This is a genomic window from Leptospira yasudae, assembly GCF_003545925.1.
Lineage (GTDB): Bacteria > Spirochaetota > Leptospiria > Leptospirales > Leptospiraceae > Leptospira > Leptospira yasudae.
This window is the reverse complement of sequence record NZ_QHCU01000004.1, coordinates 456,168-475,956: the sequence shown is the minus strand read 5'-3', so window position 1 is coordinate 475,956 and position 19,789 is coordinate 456,168. Positions and strand designations below refer to the sequence as shown.

The 19,789-nt window shown below is 46.2% G+C and carries 17 protein-coding genes and 1 pseudogene; 14 read left to right on the top strand and 4 right to left on the bottom strand.

All coding sequences use genetic code 11. The annotated features are described in order from the left end of the window. Window positions 1-60: 60 nt before the first annotated feature. Entirely contained in the window at window positions 61-3,489 is a 3,429-nt protein-coding gene (locus tag DLM76_RS13780; protein ID WP_118965533.1) for a SpiroCoCo family coiled-coil protein, read from the bottom strand. Between the two features lie 105 nt (window positions 3,490-3,594). Here DLM76_RS13780 and DLM76_RS13775 point away from each other — a divergent pair, with 105 nt between their 5' ends. From DLM76_RS13775 to lmtA, 7 genes are all read left to right on the top strand, one after another. Then, window positions 3,595-4,356 carry a class I SAM-dependent DNA methyltransferase gene (locus DLM76_RS13775; RefSeq protein ID WP_118965532.1) on the top strand — a complete coding sequence of 254 codons (762 nt, stop codon included), beginning with the start codon at window positions 3,595-3,597 and terminating at the stop codon, window positions 4,354-4,356. 159 nt (window positions 4,357-4,515) lie between these two features. Beyond that, the gene (locus tag DLM76_RS13770; protein ID WP_118955748.1) at window positions 4,516-4,812 is read left to right on the top strand and encodes an STAS domain-containing protein; all 297 of its coding nucleotides are present in this window, start codon (window positions 4,516-4,518) and stop codon (window positions 4,810-4,812) included. Between the two features lie 57 nt (window positions 4,813-4,869). Continuing rightward, the gene (locus tag DLM76_RS13765; RefSeq protein WP_118965531.1) at window positions 4,870-5,805 is read left to right on the top strand and encodes an ABC transporter ATP-binding protein; all 936 of its coding nucleotides are present in this window, start codon (window positions 4,870-4,872) and stop codon (window positions 5,803-5,805) included. Then, entirely contained in the window at window positions 5,802-6,557 is a 756-nt protein-coding gene (locus DLM76_RS13760) for an ABC transporter permease (RefSeq protein WP_118965530.1), read from the top strand. The genes DLM76_RS13765 and DLM76_RS13760 overlap by 4 nt, the downstream gene beginning before the upstream one ends. Then, a complete protein-coding gene (locus tag DLM76_RS13755; protein ID WP_118965529.1) occupies window positions 6,554-8,269 on the top strand; it encodes a GldG family protein in 1,716 nt (571 codons plus the stop codon). The genes DLM76_RS13760 and DLM76_RS13755 overlap by 4 nt, the downstream gene beginning before the upstream one ends. A 2-nt stretch (window positions 8,270-8,271) precedes the next feature. Next, window positions 8,272-9,294 (top strand): DUF4340 domain-containing protein, encoded by a 1,023-nt coding sequence (locus tag DLM76_RS13750; protein ID WP_118965615.1) that lies wholly within the window; start codon window positions 8,272-8,274, stop codon window positions 9,292-9,294. A gap of 75 nt (window positions 9,295-9,369) precedes the next feature. Beyond that, on the top strand, window positions 9,370-10,122 hold the full coding sequence (lmtA, locus tag DLM76_RS13745; RefSeq protein WP_118965528.1) for a lipid A Kdo2 1-phosphate O-methyltransferase: 753 nt from the start codon (window positions 9,370-9,372) through the stop codon (window positions 10,120-10,122). 333 nt (window positions 10,123-10,455) lie between these two features. Here lmtA and DLM76_RS13740 read toward each other — a convergent pair whose 3' ends face one another. Further along, the gene (locus DLM76_RS13740) at window positions 10,456-11,235 is read right to left on the bottom strand and encodes an LIC_11490 family protein (RefSeq protein ID WP_118965527.1); all 780 of its coding nucleotides are present in this window, start codon (window positions 11,233-11,235) and stop codon (window positions 10,456-10,458) included. Between the two features lie 103 nt (window positions 11,236-11,338). Between DLM76_RS13740 and DLM76_RS13735 the strand changes: the two genes are divergently transcribed. Then, on the top strand, window positions 11,339-12,574 hold the full coding sequence (locus DLM76_RS13735) for a hypothetical protein (protein WP_118956054.1): 1,236 nt from the start codon (window positions 11,339-11,341) through the stop codon (window positions 12,572-12,574). Continuing rightward, window positions 12,574-13,038, top strand: a complete 465-nt coding sequence (locus tag DLM76_RS13730) for a chemotaxis protein CheX (RefSeq protein ID WP_118955755.1) — start codon at window positions 12,574-12,576, stop codon at window positions 13,036-13,038. The genes DLM76_RS13735 and DLM76_RS13730 overlap by 1 nt, the downstream gene beginning before the upstream one ends. A gap of 333 nt (window positions 13,039-13,371) precedes the next feature. Here the strand turns inward: DLM76_RS13730 and DLM76_RS22165 are convergent. Both DLM76_RS22165 and DLM76_RS13720 read right to left on the bottom strand, forming a co-directional pair. Continuing rightward, window positions 13,372-14,037 (bottom strand): annotated as a pseudogene (locus tag DLM76_RS22165) (tetratricopeptide repeat protein); the annotation flags it as partial. A 362-nt stretch (window positions 14,038-14,399) separates the two neighbouring features. Then, on the bottom strand, window positions 14,400-15,017 hold the full coding sequence (locus DLM76_RS13720; RefSeq protein ID WP_118965526.1) for an LIC_11485 family protein: 618 nt from the start codon (window positions 15,015-15,017) through the stop codon (window positions 14,400-14,402). A 538-nt stretch (window positions 15,018-15,555) separates the two neighbouring features. On the opposite strand from DLM76_RS13720, the gene ccoN reads away from it, so the two are divergent. The 5 genes from ccoN to ccoG all read left to right on the top strand — a co-directional run bounded on the left by ccoN (window position 15,556) and on the right by ccoG (window position 19,789). Further along, entirely contained in the window at window positions 15,556-16,992 is a 1,437-nt protein-coding gene (ccoN, locus tag DLM76_RS13715; protein WP_118955758.1) for a cytochrome-c oxidase, cbb3-type subunit I, read from the top strand. Then, a complete protein-coding gene (gene ccoO / locus DLM76_RS13710; protein WP_118955759.1) occupies window positions 16,989-17,678 on the top strand; it encodes a cytochrome-c oxidase, cbb3-type subunit II in 690 nt (229 codons plus the stop codon). The genes ccoN and ccoO overlap by 4 nt, the downstream gene beginning before the upstream one ends. Window positions 17,679-17,686: 8 nt before the next feature. After that, the gene (locus DLM76_RS13705; protein ID WP_118955760.1) at window positions 17,687-17,833 is read left to right on the top strand and encodes a cbb3-type cytochrome c oxidase subunit 3; all 147 of its coding nucleotides are present in this window, start codon (window positions 17,687-17,689) and stop codon (window positions 17,831-17,833) included. Window positions 17,834-17,837: 4 nt separating this feature from the next. Then, window positions 17,838-18,371: a cbb3-type cytochrome c oxidase N-terminal domain-containing protein gene (locus DLM76_RS13700; protein ID WP_118955761.1), complete on the top strand. Its 534-nt coding sequence runs from the start codon at window positions 17,838-17,840 to the stop codon at window positions 18,369-18,371. 83 nt (window positions 18,372-18,454) lie between these two features. Beyond that, window positions 18,455-19,789 (top strand): cytochrome c oxidase accessory protein CcoG, encoded by a 1,335-nt coding sequence (gene ccoG / locus DLM76_RS13695; RefSeq protein ID WP_118965525.1) that lies wholly within the window; start codon window positions 18,455-18,457, stop codon window positions 19,787-19,789.

Here is a 19,789-nt window from a genome sequence, read left to right as displayed (position 1 = left end):
TGATACCATAACTTTGAAAATGAGACATAGAGCTCAAATCGGAAGTCGTCAAGAAGTATTTCATTTCTTCTTAACGGACTCGCTTTGTAGAATCGTATTCACAAGCCCCGTCTCTAAATTTAATTTTTCCGCGATGGTTTCCGCAGGCCATTGAAAGTTATGATACAGATTCAGCACGGTGGCTTTCTTTCTTTGGATCAAATGATCCTTGGAAGTGTCCTTCGACTTGCCGGAAGGAGACGAACCTTCGGTAACCGCGCCTACCGCGTCCAAAAATCCGGAGAGTTTTTCGAACTTATCGTCCGCTTCTCCCAAAAGACTTTCGAGATCTTCCTTCACGACTAGGGCTCCGGCCTTCAAGTCTTCCATTCGATGCTGCAACGTGGAGATCTGTTTGTGTCTTTCGGAAAGATCGACCATCAAGTCTTCGATCTTTTCGAACTTCGCTTCCACGGAACGGATTTCTTCCTTTTTACGGAACAAGGATTCGATTCGGTCGTCGGTCTTGCGCACCGTTTCCGCGATTTCCTTTTCTCTCGCTTCGAGAATTTCAACGTCGTTTTGAAGAGAATACAGTTTGTTCGTAAGTCCCTTCGCGGCTTCTTTGTGCGCGTCGGTTTCGTCGAAAAGACCTTTGACTTCTTCGCGAACGGACTCCAACGTTTCGAGTCTCGCCGTAAGATCTCCGAACGTTTCCTCCATTTCGAGGGCCTTTTCACCCGCTTCGAGAAGTCTCGTAAACGTGTCTTCCCAATCGGAAGATCTTCTCTGAAGTTCCTCGAATTCGTTGCGTAAAAGATCCGAAGAATCTTTGATGGAAGCAAGTGAATCCAATCTGAGTTTCAAGTCTTCCGTTTCGGAAAGAAGAGAATGTTTTAAGTTCTGCAATTCTTCGAGTTTGGTTTCGAGTTCGTTTAACAACGGAGTCTTCTCGTCCGCTCTGGAAAGAAGTTCTTCCATCGTTTGAATATAAGAATCGGTTCTTTCGACGACCTCGCTTGCTTTGTGGAAGAGTTCGGTTTTTTCTCCGAGTTCTTCCATCTTGTCCGTGATCGCTTCCACGGAAGAACGCAAACCTTCGGATTCTTCCTGGATTTCCGCGATGAGATTTTTCTTCGCGTTGCGGATTTCTTCGAGGTCGCGTTTGAGATCGAGTTGAAGAGTTCTGTATTCTTCCATGGAATCCTTGAACTCTTCTTTTCCGGAACGTAAGAATTCTTCCGCGGCCGATTCCATTTCGCGAAGTTGATTCTGAAGTTGTTTTTGAAATCCCTTCATCTGATCGTCGCTGTCTTTGCGCGAAGACTTGAGGGATTCTTCCAGATTCTTTTTCACGTCCAGAATGTATTTGCTGATTCTCTCTTCGAGCTGACCGAGCTGAAGCTGGCCCTTGTCCATGAGAGAAGTGAGCTGTTTGGAGATTTTTGCGTCGATCGTTCCGTTTAAGCGGCTGATCTTTTCTTCCTGTTTTTCAAAGAAGTCTTCCGCGGAATCGCGGAGACGGTCTAACACGCGTTCGGCGTCTCTTCCCGCGTTTTCCAGGTTGGATTCCACGTTATTGCGGATCTTTTCCGCGTGAATTTCAAGAACCTTTTCGTTCTTTTTAACGATCTGTTCCATCTTATCGATGGTTCCGGAAAATTCTTCCCGGAGATTCTGAAGGATCTCGGATCCTTCTTCTTTTATACTGCGTAACGATTCGCCGAGACGATCGGAAACGGTATCGCCTTCTTTTTGAAAGTTCGCCTTATAACGGGAAACGAATTCTTCGATCTTGTCTTTTTGAAGCGCGTATTCGTTTTTGAATTCTTCGAGCAGCCCCCGCCCTTCGACGTGGATTTCACCGAGTTTATCCTGCAAACGGCCCATTTGATCTTGTGCGCCGAGACGGATATTGCCGAGTTCTTCTTCCCAATAACGGCCCAAGTTCTCGAATCTTTGATCGATTTTACGAACTTCTTCATCCACGGTTCCGGAAAGAAGATCGATCTTTTCTTCGACCTGAGACATCAGATCGCCCGCGCTGGATTCCATCGCGGATTGAAGATCACCCAGATACGAATCCACGTCCTTGATCCGAGTGGAAATCTGTTTATCGAGAGTAACGATGGATTGACGAACCGCGTCCAAATCCTGTTGGATTTGTGCGGAACGTTCCGCGTGCATTTTAGAAAGTTCTAAATCGAAATTCTCCTGAAGCGTGGAAATCCCGTGAATGGTTTTTTCCTTCGCCTCTTCCCTCGCCGAATCCAAAGCGGAATGGAATTCCCGGAGTCCGAGGGAGATTTCTTTTTTCAGGCCGTCCGCGTCGCTTCTAAGATTGCTGCTGATCCGGTTGAATTCCTCTTCAAAGCTGTCGATCTGACGAAGCAGTTCGGACTTGCGAGCGTCGGCTTGACGAAGCAGTTTGTTTTCCGCTTCGAGATATTTTTCCTGAAAGAATTGGATGGATTCGTTGATCGATTCCGCCTGACGTCTCGTTTCGTTGAGAATTTCGTCCCGGCGAGTCATCGTTTCCAAACTCATTCCCTCGATCTCTCTGCGGATCGAATCCACTTCGAGTTTGACGCCGTTGATGAACGCTTCTTTGGAATGAGTGACCTGTTCGAGGATACGATCCAGTTTTTCCTGAGCGGATTTTTCGGCGACACGCGCCATATCTTCGAGTTTGCGGTCCGCGGCTTCCGCCTTTTCTTCCACTCTGGAATCCAATCGTTCGAGTTTATCGCTTACGGTTAAGAATACGGTTTGCAGCTTTTCGGATCTCAGATCCAAATCTTCCTCTTTGTTGCGGATCGTTTCAAAGAGAGAGGAGATTTCCGAGCGAAGCTGTTCGATTCTTCCCACGGATTCACGCATCAGAGAATTGGAATGCGCTTCCAGACTTTCCCTGTGATTGGCTGCGATCGAGTTAAGACCTTGATCGATCTTATCGTTTTTAATTTCTAAAAGTTCTTCGAGTTCTACGATTTTAGAGGCAAGAGATTGCAGGAGTTCGTCCGAACGAAGATTGACCTTATCGGTAAACACTTCCAGAATCGCTTCGGCTTCGGATCTAAGATCCAGAATTTTCTGATCCAGAAGTTGGATTTCCTTCTTCCCGGATTCCATACGAAGAAGTCCCTGTTGAATCGCGTTGGATTCTTCGCGAATATCCGAAGAAAGTTGAACGACTTCCTTGAGATCGCGCGCAACGCTATCGAGAAAATCCCGGTTGGTTTTGATCGAATCGAGAAGCTGTCTGGATTCTTCGTTGAGTGCGTGAACGTCGTTTGCGAGTTTACGCGTTTGTTTGAGGCTGATTTCTAAATCGATTCCTGCGTCTTTTACGGATTGGATTTTTTCCAACGCGATATCGTTCAATTCGTCTTGAACTTTTCCCGTAAAACGTTTGATTTGACTGAGTTTATAGTTGGATTTATCCAGCCTTCGAAGAAGGATTGTAATTCCTACGCTGGCTATAAACGGCAGGAGTAATTCTATTCCCATTGAATTTTGTTTACCATAGACATATTGTTTCCGGAAACATTATGTCTCATCAAATTACGATTGACTATTGGAAAGATCGTAAAAAGAGCAAGAAAAAATTAAATTATGCTTAAAAAAAAGCCCTATTCCGGCTTTTCGTCGGTTTATGACGCAGTTATGCGCGAAGTTCAGTACAGGCGTTGGTCTGAATTTATTCTCTCTTCTTACTCCGCTCACTGTGAAACGATTTTCCCGAAATCGATCTTAGATCTCGGCTGCGGTACTTGTCGGCTTTGGGAAGAATTCCCGGATTTGGTGGAACTTACCGGAATCGACTCAAGCTCGGAAATGCTCGAAATTGCAAGAAAAAAGGAGATTGGCGGAGAATTGATTCTTTCCGATTTACTGCAATTCGACCTTTCCCCGCGAAAATTCGACCTTATTCTTTCCACACACGATACGCTCAATTACTTGAACGATGAACGCGAATTGAAACAAGTTTTCTCCAAGATTCGATCCCATCTCGCGCCCGACGGACTTTTCTTTTTCGACATCAGCAGTCTTTACAATTTCAAGAATCATTTTGACGGACAGACTTTTGTGGAACGCGCCGGGGATTATAAAATCCGCTGGATCAATCGATTTTTGGAGAAAGAGAGCGTCCTCGAATCGACCCTCACCTTTTCACACAAAAGAACGGACGAAGAATTTACCGAAACTCATGTTCATAGATACTTCCCAAGGAATACGATTCATCAACTTCTGCGGGAATGCGGACTCTTCCTTTTGGAAGAAGGTTCCGATTACGAAGATTGGATTTTGAAGGAAGACGCTTCTCTCGTAAATTATCTCTGCGGAAATTCGGAAATTTATTTACGGAATCGGTGACATTTATCATATATTTAGCATTCGATTTATTACGTCCAAGCATGTTAACCCTATAAGAACGGGTCCAAGCAAAATCGTTTTAGAAAGTACTGATAGAGAAAAAGAAGAGAAAGGATTTCAGTTTCACAACGTCAAAGACGGAAACCGAGGAAAAAGCGTATGTCCAAGTTAAAGTTAGAAGGAAAGTCCGGTAAGGTAATGATCGATACAACTGTGATCGACGGTTATGATAAGATCTTCGACGAGGTTTCCAAAAGCGCGTCCTCGGGTTCATTGACGGACGTCGAGTTTCTTCTCGACTCGGTGAAAAAAATCACTTCGAGCGGGATCGCAAAACTTCTCACGTTGAAGAACTTGATGGACAACTACGGAGTGAAGATGAAAATCAAAAATCTCAGTCCCGATCTTCTCGAAGTTTTGAAAAAGTTCAAAGTGGACGGCAAACTCGGACTCTGAGATGTTTCGAAAAACGATTGCCGCTCGAATCGGATCGGCGATCTCTGGGTTATCCCAATGGGAACGATCTCCGTCAGTCAACTTTCCAAATCCTATCCGGGAAAAATAGCGGTCTCGAATCTTAATTTTGAAATTCCAAAAGGAAGAATCACGGGGCTGCTCGGTCCGAACGGGGCCGGTAAAACCACCACTCTCAAACTTTTAACGGGGTCCCTTCTTCCGAACGAAGGATCCGTTCGTTACGACGGTCTTAATTTTTTTCAAAATCGAATTTCGATCCAGAAACGGATCGGCTATCTTCCCGAATCCTCTCCGATTTATCCGGATCTTACGGTTTTCGAATTTCTTTCCTTTTTGGGAAAAGCAAAGGGAATCGCTTCCGATCGTTTGAAAGAAAGAATCGAGTTCGTGATTTCGCTCTTAAAACTCGAAACGGCGGTCCATAGACCGATCGGATTTCTTTCCAAAGGATTTAGACAACGGACTTCTTTGGCGGGAACGCTCATTCAAGATCCTGAATATATCATTTTGGACGAACCGAGTTCGGGTTTGGACCCGCTTCAAATTTCCGAACTGAAAACCCTTCTGCGTACATTAGGAAAAGAGAAAACGATTCTTTTGTCCTCGCACGTTCTGCAGGAAGTGGAGGAAATCTGCGATCACATTCTCGTGTTAGACGAAGGAAGACTGATCGCGGACGGTTCGGTCGAATCCTTATCCAAAGGAGAAGGTTGTCTGATTTTGGCTGAAACGGATCTGAAAACGATCCGAGCCTTGTTTTCGAACGACTCGTATTCGATCGAAACGACCGGTAAAACTCAGGATTCCTTCGCGGAGTTTCGCATCAGCGCGTCCGCTGAAAACGGACGAATCGTGTCGGAAGACGTTTTTCGGATTTTGAAAGGAGCTTCCTTTCCGGTCCGTTCCTTGGTTCCGGAAAAAAATTCCCTGGAATCCGTGTTCGAATCCCTCACTTCCCCCGCGCAGCGATGAACGTTTCCGATTTTTTAAAGGAATTTTCCAACAACGTCAAAACGGTCTTTTGGAAAGAATTTTCCGTGTATTTTAATTCTCCTTCGGGAATGATCTTCGCTTCCTTCTTTTTGTTTCTGACTTCGTTTTTATTTTTTTTCGGACTCGGAGACGGTTCGTTTTGGGATTTTAAATCCGCGAGTATGGAAGCGTATTTCCTTTGGGTTCCGATCCTGTATGTAGTGTTTATTCCCGCCTTGTCCATGCGTCTTTGGTCCGAGGAAGAACGTTCGGGAACATTAGAAATTCTTTTTACTCTTCCGTTGCGGGAGGCGGAACTCGTATTCGGGAAATTTTTGGCGGCTTGGAGTTTTTTAGGGTTCGTGCTTTCATTCACGTTCCTCATCCCCGGAACGATTTTATATTTAGGCGATTTGGATTTCGGAACGGTCGCGGTCGGTTACATCGGAATCTTTCTTTTGGGTGGAGCCAATCTTTCCTTGGGAAGTTTCGTGTCCTCCCTTACGAAAGACCAGATCGGTTCGTATCTTCTCGGTATGATCGTCTGTCTCGTGTTCTTTCTTTTAGGATATCGACCCTTTCTGCAATTCGTAGGACCCGAACTCGGAAACGCGCTTTCCTTTTTATCGCTCTCCAAACATTTTGAAACGTTTCGTCTCGGGATTTTGGACGGACGAGAAATATTCTTTTATCTGAGTTTTATTCTTTTGACGGTTTATGCGAACGCGCTGCGCCTGAGGTCCAAACGATGATCGCAAAGGCAAGGACGTTTTTTACTCGCTGGAACGGAAATCCTCTGTTTCTGTTTTTTCAGGTTTTTCTTATATTCTTATTTTTGAATGGAATCGTTTCGCAATTCGCCTGCAGAAAGGATCTTTCCAAATCCGGCCGATTCGAGATATCGGAAAGTACGAAAAACGTATTCAAAAATCTGCATTCTCCCCTGACGATCGACGCGTTTTATTCCTCCAAGATTCCGGGAGAATACAAGGTTCGTTTGGATTTGACCAAAGAACTTCTGAAAGAAATCGCATCGCTCGGAGGCGCAAAGGTTTCGCTGCGGTTTCATGATCCGGACGAATCGGAGGAAGAACAACGAAAAGCGGCCGAAGCGGGGATTCAACCGCAGATCTTGGAAAAAACGGAGCGAGGCGGCGCCGAAATCAAACGGGTTTTTCTGGGACTGACTCTTACCCTCGGAACGCGAAAAGAAACGCTTCCGGTCACGTTTTATGCGGAAGAAATCGAATATCAGATTTTGACGACTTTGCGAAAGATGATCCGCGAACGACGAGACGCGGAAATCGGAATTCTTTCCTTATCCGGAAGTTTATTCTCCGGTCATCCCGGACCCGAAACCGGAAAAGACACGATCGGAATTTTTACGCATCAGATCTTAAAGGAAGAATACGGAAACATTCCCGAACTCAAACTCGAGGAAGAAGAAGTCCCCGCATGGATTCGGACCTTGCTTTGGATCGGCGAAGGCGCGTTATCCGAAAAAGCGGCCTATCGCCTCGATCAGTTTTTGATGCGCGGTGGAAATCTGGTGATTCTCGCAAAATCGATGGACTTTCGTTTGGAATCTCCCGAACGGGAAACCGGAATCGGAATGAATACGACCGGAGTCGGGATCGCAAAACCTTCCGCGCACAACGAAGAACAAAATCAACTTTTTGAATATTACGGTTTTCGAGTGAACACGGATCTCGTTTTCGATCTCCGTCGTTCCTTACCGATCGGCTCCTTGATGGAAGTGGAACCGGGTGTGATCGGAAGATACGCCTACCCCGCCTGGATCGTCGCGGATTCTTCCGAAAAAATGTTAAGCGAAGAGAGTCCGTTCACAAAACCCTTTCAAAGTCTTCTTTTGCCCTGGGTTTCCAGCGTACGTCTGTTACCGGAACGCCAGCCGACGGTAAGAATGGAACCGATCCTTTGGTCCTCCGAAGAAGCGGAAGCCCGTTCCTCGATCGTGGCCTTGGGTGAAAAACAGATCTTTGCGACTCCGTTTACCGCTTCCGGCAACAAAATCGTGTTAGGCGCGGTCTTAGAAGGAAGATTCCGATCCCGTTTTTCCCAAGCGGAGAATACATTCCAAAAATCGAATTCGTTTTTGCAATCCACTCCGGAAGGCAGGGTTTCCCGAATTTTGGTCATCGGTTCGCCTTATCTCGTTTCCGATCTACTGGCATTTCCGGATACGAGGGAAATCTATCAAGAATCCAATCTTCCGTTTTTGTTAAACGCATTGGACGTTTCCAACGGGGATATGGATCTGATTTCTTTGCGCGGAAAAAAATCCGCCTTTTTAAAGCTGAAACCCTTTTCGGACGCGGAAAGAATCACATTCAGCTTTTTGAATCTTCTTGGAATTCCGTTTTTATTGGGTCTTTACGCGTTTTTAAGAATCAGAAGCCGAAACTCGGCGCAACCCTTTTCTTCCGAGGAATCATCAACGTGAAAGTGTCGTTTCAAAACCGAATCGTTTCTCGGATCGTCCGTTTTTTTCAAGAAGACAAAGCGCTTTCTTTGGTTCTGGTCAATGTCGTTTTAGCAACGGTTTGGGTTTTACTCGCAAATCCGTTCGGATTCTTTTTGAAAAACTACCAAAGCGCGGACCCGTTTTTTCCGTTTTCAAAGGACGAAATCGAACGGATTCAAATCGGAAGAAAAGGACATGAAACCGTTTTGGAACGAATCAACGGCGCCTGGATCGTGACGGTTCGAAACGATACGGCGGATTCCGATTCGCAGAAAGTCGCCGCGTTTTTAAACGGAATTTTGAAGATTCGAAAATTTACCAAGATCGAAGAAAGCGGTTCGAACGGAGCGGAGTTCGGATTCAACGGGGAGGAACTCAGACTGGAACTCCAAACCGCATCGGGAGAAATCGCTTCTCTCGGCATCGGCGCCGGCGAAACGAATGCGAACGGAACCTTCGTGCAAGAAAGTGTGAACGGCCCGATCTGGCTCGTGGAAGAAAACTTAAACTCTCTTTCCGGCCGGGGAAACGAAACGTTCTTTTTTTCCGGAAAATTCTTTCCCGAAACCGGAAATATTCAAGAAATTCATACTATTCTAATATATTCGAAAGGCGCCCGGGAAATCGAAGTCAGTCTAGAACAAATACGATCGGGCTTATGGAAGCCGGACCGTACCGGAACTCCGCTTTGTCCCGGAAAAGATTGTTCCGCATTGATTCAAAAAATTATCTCCTGGAAGGCGGAACGAGTTTGGATCAAACCGTTTCACGAAAGAATTCTTCCTCTATCATCCCGAGACAAATTGCGGATCGAGATCCGTTTTCACGGAACACAAACTTCTCCCTTGCGTTTGGAATGGATCGGAAACACGATCGATCAGGAACCGATCTTTCGTTCGAACTCGGATTCCATTTTGTTCGTGGGCGATCCCGTTTTTCTACGCGGATTTCGAGAAGATTTCAACGCAAACGAGTTCTTTCGGGATTCTTTCGATCCGTTTTGAAGCTCCGATTCTCTATTGACAGGGCAAGGGCTTCCAATTTCATTTCAAAAGAACTCTATAACTTAGGACGAAAGCATGGCTTTGATCGAAGAATTTGAATCTCAGGGGAATTTTTTATTTCGTTGGAGATCCTATATCCCCGGTATCATCTTGATTCTCTGCATCGGTCTTTTGCCGTTCTATCAGTTTCCCGGCAATTCATACACGTATCATCTTTATTATCAGTCTTTTTGTTTTGCGGTCAGTCTCTTGGGACTTTTTGTTCGCAGCTTCGTAATCGGTTATGCACCCGCGAGAACTTCCGGAAGAAATACGAAAGAACAAGTCGCGGACCTGGTGAACCAAGAAGGAATTTACTCCTTGATTCGTCACCCTTTGTATCTCGGAAATTTTTTGATGTATCTCGGTGCGGTTCTCTTCTTAAAGAATTTTCTGATCGCGTCCGTATTTATTTTATTCTTCTGGGTATATTACGAAAGAATTATGTTTGCGGAAGAACAATTTCTGCGCAAGAAATTCGGAGAAGCCTATCTTTCTTGGGCGAATACCGTCCCCGCCTTTCTTCCTAAGTTCAGCGGTTATAAAAAACCGGCGTTGGGCTTTTCGATCCGCAACGTTCTCAAACGAGAATATCCGAGTCTTTTCGGAATCCTTGTGATCTTCAGCGTGTTCGATTTGATCGCTGTTTATTTCAACGAGCCTGTGAGCAATCTTGTGGAAGCGATTCGTCTTCCGCAGATCATTCTGTTCGGCGGCGGTCTTGTATTTTATATTCTCGTGAGAATCGTCGTTAAGACGACAAAACTTCTGCATGTAGAGGGTCGCTGAGCGATCCGTAGAGAGCGAAGCGGCTGAGTTCCTGAGCGATCTGAATTGTGATCCATAGAGAGCAACTCGCTGAGTTCCTGAAAGTCGTGCGGTTGAATTAAAAATTCGTCCGTTCTACCGACAATCTTCTGTAAAAATGGGCGCCCCGCCCTTGCTTTGGGTGGGGGGTGAGGTGGTGGGAAAGCTCCACGGATCTGGCAATATCAGAAAATTCTACTTTTTTCAAGTAGAATTTTCAACCCAACCGCTGTCGGAACTCCTACAATCCAGGTTCTTTATCGGAGTTACATTCGAAGCTGCGTTGTTCTCCATTTCCCCTACTCTCGACTTCCTCTAACCGGCAAACGTCCTGGATGAACTTTCCAAATACGATTTCAGGTGACTGGTTTCTCTCGTAAAGAAGACCGGCACCGGATAATTCGACTTAGAAGGAATGAGAACGATCCCCTCGTCGAAAAAAAGAATCTTTTCAATCTCCGAAAAAGAATATTTATAACTGCTGTTCAACGCTTCGAACGCGAGCATATCGCGGCTCTCGTTCAACTTACCCGGACCGATCCGTTTCAAACCCTTGAGTTTATCCGGAGTCAATTCTTCCTTTTTGCTCGCAAGCTTTTCATACGGAAGTTCGCGATTCTGATCCAGATACAAAAGCCCGTCGATTTCAAAACGAACTTCCCGAATTTCTTCCTTCTTTTGCTCGCTTGCAAAGGAGAACTTCGGAGATTCTTCCAAAACCTCGATCCCGGAATGAGGAGCGTTTCCTTCCTCAAAGTCTTCCTCGATTTCGATGCTCGAAACGGGTTCGTAATTCGCTTCCGGCTCTGATGCGGAGATTTTGTTTTGTTTCGGAATTTTCCTTCCTTCCACAAAAAGATTCTCCAGATGTTTTTGTTTTTCGATCTGTTCCAAACTCGGAGCCCTTTTGGAAGAAGCGAGAATCTCCGCTCCCTTCCGGGCATTCGGTCTTGAAATCAAATGTTCGTTTTCCGAGCTGCCTTTGCGCAAGCCGGGTTTGAACCCGAAACCCTCGGAAGGATTCGGGTTCAGAGAGACATAGATAAAACAGAGTAGTCCCACAAGGATGAGTGCGATCGCAATAAAGAGCATCATTTTATGTATCTGTCGTTTGGGCGGGTTTCTGAAGCGTTTTTCTCACTTTTCTCCTTTACAGAAATATTCCTTCACAAACCCTTTCAGTTTAACAGTTACAATCATGGAATTAGAAAACGTTTCCCTCAAAGACAAGATCATCCGCACAGTCGTCGGATTCTTTCTGTTTATCCTTGTCGGTGGTTTGATCATCACCTTTCTCCCCGGCGACGCCGAAAAAAGCTTTTTCGACGTAATCTCCGGCCGCTCGAATTTGAACGCGGGAAAAATCGGGGACTATTCCATCCCGATGGATTATTTTCAAGCTGCGAGAAGAGATTGTTTCTTCCAATACAGAAGTATCGCCCCTTCCCTCGCGGAAGATCCTTCTACTCTTCAATCCTGCGCCTTTCAGACGATCCGCAGTTTGGTGGTCACCAAACAAATCGCGGACGCGACCGGATTCTCCGTTTCGGAAACCGGAATCCGTGAAGAACTTTCGGACGAAGCCCGCAGAATCTACCGCGAATCGGTAAACGGCGCCGGATATTCGGACGAAGACGTTCGCAAACCGGAAGCGATCTACAAGCAGATCCTGAATTCCGCTCCGATGCAATACAGAATCGACCGCAAAAACGCAAGCGGTCTCTACGAAGCTCTTTTAACCTCCGATCTCAAAAAGACGGACGGAGAAGTTGCGATTCAAAAAGAATCCTCTTCCGCAAGAGTTCGTCTTCGTATCGTTTCCTACACGGACGATCAACTGACGAAACTCGCGGAGAAAGAAGCTCCGATCACAGACGAAGTTTTACGCGCTAAATACGAAAACGAAAAGAAAGAAGGAAAACTTCCGAAAAACAAGGACGGAAAGGAAGTCAGCTTTGAGGAAAGAAAAAATTTCCTAAGAAGCAAACTGCTTCTCGAAACCCGTTCCAAATCTCAGGAAGAATGGAAGGGAAGAATCGCCGCTCTTCAACAAGAGCCGGACGGACTTCAGAAAATCGCTTCTCTTTTAGGCAGTGGCGTTCAGGAATTCAAGGATCAATCTCTTTTGAATCTCTGGGAACTCAAGGCGGGAAATCAAAACATTCGTTTGGGAAATAACACTCAGTTCCTGAAAGATTTGACAACCGTAGCATTCGGGTCTAAAAAAGTCGGCGGCCCTTACAAAGATTCCGAAAAAAATGTTTTTGTGGAATTCGCTTCCTTGGAAATAGATACGTCTAAAATCAATACCTCCCAGGGACCCGATTTGAGAGACAATCCGAACCTGATGAACGGGTTCGTAATGGAAATCAGTCAGGCGCTTCAGGAAAAATACCCGATTGAACGAAGGATCGGTCAAAAGGCAGAAGAATAATGCAAATCCGGGCTGAACTGGTAAACCCCTTTCTCGAAGCTGCTACGATCGTTTTTAGGGATGTCTTAAAAACGGACCTGATCCGTGGGAAGATCGGAATCAAGGATAGTCCGGAAACCAATCTTGAACTTTCCATCGTGATCGGTGTGATCGGAACCTTCAATGGAGAAGTCGTCTACGGTCTCAACTACGACGCAGCGTATAAGATCGCGGGAGTTCTGATGCCCGGAATGAGCGACCAGGATATCAAAAACGAATATAAGGATATTCTCGGTGAGATCGCGAACATGACTACGGGAAATGCGATGAACATCTTCGCAAGTTCCGGTCAATCGATCGAGATTACGGCACCGAACATCATCGATTCCAAAAACGAAACATTAAAGATCCCTAAAAAACCTTCCTTAGGAATCAGCCTTTTTTCCAAGTTCGGAAAGTTGGACGTAAACGTATCTCTGACATGAATTGCGACCCGTAGGGAGCAATTCGCTGAGTTATTGCGACCCGTAGGGAGCAATTCGCTGAGTTATTGCGACCCGTCGAATGACCCTTAGGGAATGAGACGCTTAGTTCAGGGAGCAATTCGCCGGGTTAAAACGCGATCCGTAGAGAGCGTTTTAGCAGACGAATAGCGGAGCTTAATGAGTGGCTCTCCTGCGACGCATGAGAAATCAACGCGAATCGTTCCAACGAGTCAGCGCATAAAAAAACCGGACAGCAGGTCCGGTTTTTTTATTCCATAACACCTTTTTCCTATCGGTCGAGCGGATTGTTGGGATTTTAGAATTCGTACATTCTCAATAATATCTTCGTTTTAAAATTCTACGAAGTTCTTTCACAAAGGGAGAATCTTCGGAAGCGTCCGGGTTCAATCGTTCTAGATAGGCTTTCGCCCAATTCTCCGCTTCCTCGTATTTCCCTTGATCGCTGTAAATTCTCGCAATCAGGGTAATGCCTTTTTCAAGATGGTCCTTTTTCGGATCCAGCTCCGGTTTTTTCTGAAGAAGTTTCACAAGCTGCAACAAATATCGTCTCGCGGAATCCTTACGATCCGTTGTGGAAAGCATTTCTCCCAGAGAAAGAAGGGAGATGGATTGAAAACTTTCCGGCGCCTCGGTGATGATTCGTAAATATTGCGTTTCGGCTTCGGGGATTTTTCCGTTGCCTCGCAAAGAACGCGCAACTTCAAAAACGGCCTTCCACTTTTCCTCGTCGGAATCGATCTGTTCGGTGATCGCATTCGCGTCGTTCGAACTTTCCGCGGTCAATCTTGCGTCTTCGAGTCTCGAAGCGTTCGCCGACTTTCCCTGCCCCGCCTGATTGAACTCGGTCTTTGCGTTGTTTCTCTGATTTTCACGCAACCGAAGAAGTCCTTTTTTATATCCGCTCTCGGACGGATCTTCTTTCTTCTTGTCCTTCTTCTTTTTTAAATTCGTTTTTTCGGAATTCGGAAGGGTCGTCTTGGAAGGTCGCGCGGATTCTTCCGGAGTTGTTTTGGAAATTTCTTGTCCGCTTTCCGTCGAGGAAGAAGCGATCTTCGGCGCATTCGGATCCGCGGATGGGTTGGAACCCTCGACGTTCGAATTCTTATTTTCCTCCGAACCGCCCTCGCTTTGCGAGTTTCCTTCGTTCAACGATTTTGATTTTGAATCCGCAGAATTCCCTGCTTCGGCGGAACCCGAACCGGTAGAGCTGGATGTTCCGGCTTCGTTCGCGGAAACCGAGCTTTCCTCCAATTCTTCCGGAAACGGAAGAGGCATATCGGCATATAAAGAAACCGTAATACTGATTTGCAATAAAGCTAGGGCGGCCGCTGAAAAACGTATCATCGAAGTTCGGGAGATCCTTTCGAATTGTTTTTAGGAGGACGAATCAGACTCGGCCGATCCTGGTTATTGGAAGAATTTCCGGTTCCGCGATCGGGGGAGACGGTTCCCGGATCGTCCAAATTGCGGTTTGAATCCGGTGTTCTTTGTCGGTCCTCGGTCGGAAGAGAATCGGATTCCGTCGGAAGTTTCGGCGTTCCGGTTCCTTCCCTTCTTCCCTCACGCAATGGATCCTTTCCTTCGGGAGAATTCGACTCGGGCAACAAACCGCTCTTGGGTTTATCCCTTTCATAACGATCGATTTCAAGACTGGAGGATTCTCCCGTGATGGAAAGATCTGGATCGCTGTAGTGGATGGATCTCCGTTTGCGGTTATAATTTCGTTCTATGTCTTCTAAAAAGAGCGCCTTACGATCCAGTTCCTTGGCTTGGTCGTCGAACGCAGCCCCTTCTTTTCCTCTTTGAATTCCTACGAGAACGGCCAAAGAAACCCCCAATACCGCGAGGGAAATTCCGGTGTACAAAAGGGTCTTTTGCACCTGCGGAGGAAGATTGCGGGATAGACTGTCGATCGAGGAAAATCCGGACTGAAGTTTATCTTTGAAATTGAGATCCATTGTTTTTAATTTCGGCCGTTTTCCCAATTCTACTAACAAAGAGAAAATTCTCGACCCGTTTTTTTACGGTTTTACGGAGAAGAAGAAGCGTAGTTTTCCAGCCCTTACAAAGGAAGAAACAAAGAGGTAAACGGTAATTCCGGGAAGATTGCAATGGAACCGATCATTCGGAGTTTGCAAGTTTTTAGATCGATTTCAAAGCGGATGAAAACGGATCCGTACGTAACGGATTTCTGCTAACGGCATTCGATTTCATTCTGAGAAAGAATCTCATAACGTCTCCGATACGAGAGTGACCATACTCGAATTTTCTTCCGATTCCTCAACTCCGTGGAACGTTCCAAACCTTGACATTTATCATGCTCTTGAAACTCGGAAGTTCGTTCGGAATTCTTTCTTTCCCAAGTCGGTTTAAATATAAGGTTAAATCGTAAACCCTAAGTCCGTTTCTATATTCAATTTAGGTAAATTAGATTCGAATGATGAACGGTCTGAGTTTAACGAAAGAAGGAACAATCGAATCAGGAGACTAATTCTCATGAGCCAAACGAACGCCAAATACAACGATTCCATCGTAAAAGGGTTCATCATCTCGGCTATGGTGTGGGGAGTCGCTTCCATGTTAGTGGGAGTTCTCGCCGCATTTCAAATGGTTTTCCCGGAACTGAATATCACGCAGTATTTCAGCTTCGGTCGAATCAGACCCTTGCACACGAACGCGGCGATTTTCGGCTTCGCGCTGAGCATCATCTTCGCCACGGCGTATCATCTCATCCAAAGATTATGCAGAGTAAGAATCTGGAGCGATTCTTTAGCGAAGATCCACTTCGTATTATACAATCTAACCATCGTTCTTGCAGCGATTACTCTTCCTTTGGGTCTCAATCAATCCAAAGAGTACGCCGAGCTTGAATGGCCTCTCGATCTTTTGATCGTGGTTTGGTTCGTGATCTTCATCGTGAACTTCTTCGCGACCATCTTCACGAGAGAGGAAAAACAACTTTATGCCGCGATTTGGTTCTACATCGCTTCCTTCGTTACCGTTCCGATTCTCTTTATCGTGAACAACCTTTCGATTCCGGTCGGTTTGGGAAAATCCTATTCGATCTTTTCGGGAGTTTACGACGCGAACATCCAGTGGTGGTACGGACACAACGCGGTCGCCTTCGTATTAACGACTCCGTTTCTCGGTCTGATGTATTACTACTTTCCGAAACATATCAAACAACCGATCTACAGCCATAGATTGTCGATCATTCACTTCTGGTCCTTGATCTTCATTTATATTTGGGCCGGTCCTCACCACTTACTCAACACTCCTCTTCCCGAGTGGCTGCAAACCACGGGGATGGCTTTCTCCATCATGTTGTGGATGCCTTCCTGGGGCGGAATGTTGAACGGATTTCTTACCTTAACTCAAGCGAAGGAGAAAATCAAAACCGACGCTCTTCTCAAGATGATGCTCGTGGGAATCACGTTCTACGGTATGTCTACTTTTGAAGGTCCGCTTCTTTCGATTCGTTCCATCAGCGCCCTCGGTCACAACACGGATTGGATCGTAGGTCACGTTCATTCGGGAACCCTCGGTTGGGTGGGAATGATGTCCTTCGCCGCGATCTACTATCTCGTTCCTAGATTATGGAACTCGAATCTTTATTCCGAAAGATTGGCAAACCTCCACTTCTGGCTCGCTACGCTCGGAATTCTTCTCTACATCGTTTCGATGTGGGTTTCGGGAATCACCGAAGGTTCCATGTGGAGAGCGATCGATTCGAAAGGTTTCCTTCAATATCCGAACTGGGTTCAGATCACGGAAGTTCTCAAACCTTTTCGCTTTGCGAGAGGGGTCGCGGGTACGATTTATCTAAGCGGCGTGTTCGTAATGATCTATAACGTCGTTAAGACGATTCAAAACTCCGGTTCCGGTTTTCAAGAAACCGATCTGAGAGTGAAAGAACAAGGAGGAAACGCATGAAACTCTTCGACAGTCTTCTTACCTGGTTTAGCGGTTTTACCGAAAAATGGGAAAAACAGGGAGTTAAGTTCACCGTATATACCACGATCGCGGTTTTGATCGGAGGCATCTTCGAACTCATTCCTCCTTTCTTTATCTCGAGAACCGCGGTTCCGATCCAAGGAGTAAAACCGTTCTCCGCATTGGAACTTGCAGGAAGAGATATCTATCAAAAGGAAGGTTGCAACAACTGTCACACGCAGATGATTCGTCCTTTCAAATGGGAAGTGGATCGTTTCGATCCTTCCAAATCCTACGGAAGAGACGGATATTCCAAAGCCGGTGAATTCGTTTACGATCATCCGTTTCTCTGGGGTTCCAAAAGAACCGGTCCGGACCTCGCACACGAATCCCAGATTCAACCTTCTTACGCTTGGCATAAGACGCATTTGATCAATCCGAGAGACACTTCTCCGGGATCCGTGATGCCCGCCTATCCGTGGTTATTCGAAGAAAGCGCGAGACTCGACGCGGAAAAAATCGTGAATCACATGAAAGGTCTTTCCAAAATCGGCGTTCCTTATTCGGAGGCGGATTATCTTTCCGCGGCTAAGGAATTGGAAGGTAAAACGGAAGGAGACGCTCTCATCGCGTATCTCTTGAAACTCGGAAAGGACACCGCCGAACTTTCCAAATCCATTCAGTGAGGCGAAGTATGGAACTCGAATTGATTCAAATCTACAAGTTCGCGAGACTTCCGATTCTCGTGTTGGCGATCGCTTTGATCACAGCATACGTCTACAACCGGAAACGGAAGACGGAAATGGAAGAACCTAAGTTCAGAATGCTCCAGGAGGACTAAATCGATGACTCATGATTCCAATAAGGATTTCGACGGTATCCGACAAGAAGACAACGCAATGCCCGCTTGGTGGCAATGGATCTTCGTCGCATGTATCGCCGCGGCCGTAGTCTATGCGGTTTATTTTCATAAGTTTTCCAGTTGGGAACAGGAAGTGGCCTACGAACTGGAAGTGCAGGAGCACGAAGCGAAGTTTCCGAAGGAAGTCGCGGTTTCGTCTAACGACGGCAGCAACCCGTTCCGTGGAAATGCGAACGCGATCGCGGAAGGGGAAAAAACCTTCAAAACGATCTGTGCTGCTTGTCACGGACCTACGGGTCAAGGTCTTGTTGGACCGAGCCTGATGGACAACGAATGGATTCACGGATCTGCGGACCCGCAAGTTTATGAAACCATCATGAAAGGAATCGCCGCGGACAAAACGAAACTCGGAAGAGGTCCGATGCCTCCGCATGAGAATTCTCTCGGTTCCGAAAAAGTGTATCAAGTGATGGCTTGGCTTGCGTCTCAAAACACAAGCATCAAGGCGTCTCGTTAAATTATCGTTTCAACTCCGGAGAAAGTTTTCGGTCCGTCTAAAAAACTTCGAAACTTTTTCCGGGGACCACAAGGAGGACTTTTGTGGTCATCTCCAGACAAATTTCCGGTAAGATTCGTTCGGCGAGATATCTTGTAGAAGCGTTCTTACTTCCGTTCTACTTCCTTCTTCCATGGCTGCGTTGGGGAGAACATCCTCTGATCCGGCTCGACATCCCCGGAAGAAAATTTTATCTGCTCGGAAACATCTTCACTCCGCAGGAAGGTTTTTATCTTCATCTCTTCCTGATCGGAATGGGACTTTCCCTTTTCTTTTTCACCACTTTGATCGGAAGGGTTTGGTGCGGTTGGGCCTGTCCTCAAACCGTGTTCACCGATCTGTTCGATTTGATCGGGAGAACCGTTCTCGGTTCCAAATATGGGAAAAAAGACGCGCCTCTATTTGGAAAAATTCTCGTTCATAAACTTTGGATTCTCGTGAGCGTCTTGGGCGCCTTGGCTTGGGTTTCCTACTTTGCCGACCCATACGAAATGATAAGCGACATCCGTTCGGCTTCGTTTTTCGCCGCTCCGCCGACTTGGATCTACTTCGTTCTCTTTTTTACGATGACTCTTTATCTCGATATGGCGTTCGTACGAGAACAATTCTGCAAATACGCCTGTCCTTACGCAAGATTTCAAACCGTGATGATGGATGCGGATTCGGTCAACGTCACTTACGACTACAAACGAGGAGAACCTCGCAGAAAAGCAGGAACCCAAGTCGGAGACTGCACGGCGTGTAACCTTTGTTTGGTGGTCTGTCCCACCGGAATCGATATTCGGGAAGGCGTCAACGTAGGCTGCATCGCCTGCGGAAAATGCGTGGACGCTTGCACCAAAACCATGGCGAAAGAAGGAAAGAAAACTCTCATCGGTTATATGTCCGAAAACCAAGCGAACCAACCCGGTGCGAAAATTCGATGGATTCGTCCGAGAAGCATCGTATACGGAGTTCTTCTTTTCGGAGTTGCGATCGTTTCCTCCGTTCTGCTTTACAACCGAGTTCCACTTTACGCAAACGTTCTACCGGATCGAATCATACAGCCGATGGAAATTCCGGGAGGAATCGTACGCAACTTTTATAATGCACAAATTTTGAATATGACGTTTCAGAATCGGAATTTGAACGTTTCCGTGGAGGAAAGCACTCTCCATTCTCCCGTTCGAATCCTTTTGGGAGGAACCGAGGTTCCCTCGATTTCGATCCAGCAGAATAGTTCCCAGGATTTCAGAATCATTTTGGAAGCGGAGATCAAAGAAGAAGATCTTCGGAAAACCTCGCATCAAATCACTCTCAAAGTCGGCGATGCCGAAAACAAAAATTACGTCCTAAAAAAGACGATTCCGTTTCGAATCCCGATTCAGGATCGAAACTAA

Bases quoted from the DNA above. Each gene is read 5' to 3' on its own strand.
- DLM76_RS13740 (WP_118965527.1), bottom strand. From the start codon at position 11,235: ATGATGCTCTTTATTGCGATCGCACTCATCCTTGTGGGACTACTCTGT.
- DLM76_RS13755 (WP_118965529.1), top strand. From the start codon at position 6,554: ATGATCGCAAAGGCAAGGACGTTTTTTACTCGCTGGAACGGAAATCCT.
- DLM76_RS13720 (WP_118965526.1), bottom strand. From the start codon at position 15,017: ATGGATCTCAATTTCAAAGATAAACTTCAGTCCGGATTTTCCTCGATC.
- DLM76_RS13760 (WP_118965530.1), top strand. From the start codon at position 5,802: ATGAACGTTTCCGATTTTTTAAAGGAATTTTCCAACAACGTCAAAACG.
- DLM76_RS13730 (WP_118955755.1), top strand. From the start codon at position 12,574: ATGCAAATCCGGGCTGAACTGGTAAACCCCTTTCTCGAAGCTGCTACG.
- lmtA (WP_118965528.1), top strand. From the start codon at position 9,370: ATGGCTTTGATCGAAGAATTTGAATCTCAGGGGAATTTTTTATTTCGT.
- DLM76_RS13705 (WP_118955760.1), top strand. From the start codon at position 17,687: ATGGAACTCGAATTGATTCAAATCTACAAGTTCGCGAGACTTCCGATT.
- DLM76_RS13775 (WP_118965532.1), top strand. From the start codon at position 3,595: ATGCTTAAAAAAAAGCCCTATTCCGGCTTTTCGTCGGTTTATGACGCA.
- DLM76_RS13735 (WP_118956054.1), top strand. From the start codon at position 11,339: ATGGAATTAGAAAACGTTTCCCTCAAAGACAAGATCATCCGCACAGTC.
- ccoO (WP_118955759.1), top strand. From the start codon at position 16,989: ATGAAACTCTTCGACAGTCTTCTTACCTGGTTTAGCGGTTTTACCGAA.
- DLM76_RS13765 (WP_118965531.1), top strand. From the start codon at position 4,870: ATGGGAACGATCTCCGTCAGTCAACTTTCCAAATCCTATCCGGGAAAA.
- ccoN (WP_118955758.1), top strand. From the start codon at position 15,556: ATGAGCCAAACGAACGCCAAATACAACGATTCCATCGTAAAAGGGTTC.
- DLM76_RS13700 (WP_118955761.1), top strand. From the start codon at position 17,838: ATGACTCATGATTCCAATAAGGATTTCGACGGTATCCGACAAGAAGAC.
- DLM76_RS13770 (WP_118955748.1), top strand. From the start codon at position 4,516: ATGTCCAAGTTAAAGTTAGAAGGAAAGTCCGGTAAGGTAATGATCGAT.
- DLM76_RS13780 (WP_118965533.1), bottom strand. From the start codon at position 3,489: ATGGGAATAGAATTACTCCTGCCGTTTATAGCCAGCGTAGGAATTACA.